Here is a 3,010-nt window from a genome sequence, read left to right as displayed (position 1 = left end):
CACCTGGCTCCGGTCCACGGCCCAGGAGATGGCCTGGCGCACGCGGACGTCCTTGAGCGGGCCGCGGGTGGCGTTGATATTGAGGTAGTCGTAGCCGAGGCGCGAGCTGCGATAGCCCGTGAGCGTCTTCTCGTCCTTGAGCAGGTTGTAGTTCTTGTTGTCCTCGATGAAGGCGTGCTGGATCTGCCCAGTGCGGAGCGCGGCCACGATATTGGCCTCGTCGGGAATGACCCGCAGGACCATGTCGTCCACGTAGGGCTGGCCTTTCTTGAAGTAGTGGGGGTTCTTCTTGAGGACGAGCTGCTGCTCGACCTTCCAGTCCACGAGCATGAAGGGCCCGGTGCCGAGGGCGGCCTTGTTGAGATCGCCGTGCTTCTTGATCCCCGCCTCGCTGATGATGTAGCCCCAGAAGCCGCCGAGGGCGGCCAGGAGCCCCGCGAAGGGCTCCTTGGTCGTGAACTTGACGCCGTACTTGCCGACGGGCTCGACCTTGTCCACCGCGATGAAGTCCGACTTGCCCGGCGAGCTCTCGAAGAGACGGTCAAAGGTGAACTTCACGTCCGCCGAGGTCATCTCCTGCCCGTCGTGGAACTTGACGCCCTCTCGCAGCTTGAACGTCCACGTAAGCCCGTCGGGGCTGGTCTGCCAGGACTCGGCCAGCTCGGGCCTCGGGTTCATGTCGGCGTCATAGCGCACGAGCTGGCTGTACATGAGGGGCGAGCGCCGGCTGCGGGAGAGCGCGGGCACGAGCTGCGGATCGAGGCCGGTGGCCTCGGTGGTCTGGGCGGAGACGAGGGTGCCCCCCGCCTTGGGCGTCTGGGCGAAAGCGGGCGTGCCGAGAGCAAGCGCGCCCAGAGTCAGACCGGAGGTCTTGAGAAGCTCACGCCGGGTCAGGCCAGGTGGGTTCGAGGGCTCGGGTGAGGTGGTCATGAATTCTTCCTCCTGTGGCCGGTGACTACTGGGCACTGGGATCGAGGATGTCGCGGAGGCCGTCGCCCATCAAGTTGAAGGCGAGCACGGTGACCATGATGGCGATGCCGGGGAACACGGAGATCCACGGAGCGGTCTCGAGATACGTCCGCCCCTCATTGAGCATGTTGCCCCACGACGGCGTGGGCGGCTGCGCGGAAAGGCCGAGGTAGCTCAGGGAGGCCTCGATCAGGATGGCCTGGGACAGCGCGACGGTGCCCTGCACGACGAAGGGGGACACGACATTGGGCAGGATGTGCTTGACAGCCACGATGAGCCGCGTAGCGCCCAACGCCCTCACCGCCTCGACATATTCCTTCTCGCGCTCGGCGAGGACGGGACCGCGCATGACGCGGACGAAGATGGGCACATAGACAATGGCGATGGCGAAGACGGCGCTGTTGACGCCGGGGCCGCGCATGGCGGCGACGCCCACGGCCAGGAGCAGACCGGGAATGCTAAAGAACACGTCCATGACGCGATTGACGGCATTGTCCCAGGCGCCGCCGAGATAGCCCGCGGAGAGACCGAGGGCGCCGCCTACGAGCATGGAGACGGTGATGGAGGTGAGGGCCACGTAGAGCGAGATGCGGGCGCCGAAGATGACGCGGCTCAGGACATCACGACCGAAGCGGTCGGTGCCGAAAAGGGCCTTGAGGCCGGGGGCGGATTCGATGAGGTCGAAGTTCTGCTCGTCCGGTGGATGCGGCGCGATGGCGGGAGCGAAGACGGCGGAGGCCACGATGAGCAGGGCGGTGACCGCGCCAAAGGCCACCAGGGCATTACGGAGGACGCGCCGGAGCTGGCGTCCCAGTCGCACTTCACGGGCGGCGACGGGCGGCGCGCCGAGCATCTCGTCGATCCTGGCTTCCACGTCAGGAGACTAGGCGGGGCGCTGCAGGCTGTCAAGCGCGCGCGCCGTCGACCAGGGTAGAGTGGGCGGGATGAAGCTCATCTCGTGGAACATCAATGGCATCCGTGCCGCGTGGAAAAAGGGCTTCCTCGACTTCGTCACGGCCGAGGAGCCGGACATTCTCTGCGTCCAGGAGACCAAGATCCAGCACGAACAGCTCACGCCCGAGATGAAGGAGATGGGCGGCTACCGGTCCTTCTGGAGCATGGCCGAGAAGAAAGGCTATAGCGGCGTGGCCACGTATAGCAAGCTCGAGCCGCTCGCAGTGCAGACGAGCTTTGGCTCACCGGCCCTCGACGTCGAAGGACGCATGGTGCACACGGAGTTTCCAGATTTCCACCTCGTCAATGTGTACTTTCCGAACAGCGGGATGGGGCCGGAGCGGCTGGCGCACAAGCTCAAGTTCTACGACGAGTTCCTCGAGCTCACGGAGCGGCTGCGGAAGGCCGGCAAGGGCGTTATCACCTGCGGCGATGTCAACACGGCGCATACGGAGATCGACATCGCCCGGCCCAAGGAAAACGAGAACACGCCGGGCTTCATGGCCGTCGAGCGTGAGTGGGTCTCCAAGCTCATCGCCCACGGCTATCACGACACCTTCCGGATCTTTGTCGCCGAGCCGGGGCACTATACCTGGTGGGACATGAGGAGCGGGGCGCGGGCGCGCAATCTCGGATGGCGCATCGACTACTTCTTCGTCTCTGACGACCTTCGCGGTCGCGTCAAGGGCGCGACCATCCTGCCCCACGTCCTGGGCTCCGACCACTGCCCCATCACCCTGGAGCTCGAATAGCACCGGTAGCCGCAATCGCCCCCTCACCCTACCCCTCTCCCCCGATGGGGGAGAGGGATAGAAGTCTCTGCCAGAGGAAAATCAAATCATCCCTCTCCCCTCAGGGGAGAGGGCCGCCGTTCGAGCTGAGCGCCAAGGTCGCGAGGCGAGGACTGAGTAGAGTAGGGGCGGTCTCTGTTACAGCTTGACGATCAGGTCGATCTCGACGAGGGCGCCCAGGGCTAGCCCGGTGACGCCGACGCAGGTGCGACCGGGTAGCCGCCCGGCCTTGAAGTAGGTGACATAGACGCCATTCATCGCCGCGTAGTCCTGGAAGTTCACGAGGTAGACCCGCG

General features: G+C 65.1%; 4 protein-coding genes. 1 reads left to right on the top strand and 3 read right to left on the bottom strand.

Annotated features, from left to right (window positions below; all coding sequences use genetic code 11):
- Positions 1–930, bottom strand: a 930-nt coding sequence (locus VGT00_15935; GenBank protein ID HEV8532912.1) for an ABC transporter substrate-binding protein, incomplete at its 3' end; no start/stop codon positions are given.
- A 25-nt stretch (positions 931–955) separates the two neighbouring features.
- On the bottom strand, positions 956–1,843 hold the full coding sequence (locus VGT00_15930; GenBank protein HEV8532911.1) for an ABC transporter permease: 888 nt from the start codon (positions 1,841–1,843) through the stop codon (positions 956–958).
- 70 nt (positions 1,844–1,913) lie between these two features.
- Between VGT00_15930 and VGT00_15925 the strand changes: the two genes are divergently transcribed.
- Positions 1,914–2,675, top strand: coding sequence for an exodeoxyribonuclease III (locus VGT00_15925; GenBank protein HEV8532910.1), 762 nt, complete (start codon positions 1,914–1,916; stop codon positions 2,673–2,675).
- 177 nt (positions 2,676–2,852) lie between these two features.
- Here VGT00_15925 and VGT00_15920 read toward each other — a convergent pair.
- Positions 2,853–3,010: RidA family protein (locus tag VGT00_15920; GenBank protein HEV8532909.1), on the bottom strand; the 158-nt coding region annotated here is incomplete at its 5' end.

This window comes from Candidatus Methylomirabilota bacterium, from assembly GCA_036002485.1.
Classification (GTDB): domain Bacteria; phylum Methylomirabilota; class Methylomirabilia; order Rokubacteriales; family CSP1-6; genus AR37.
This window is presented reverse-complemented; position numbering and strand designations above follow the sequence as displayed.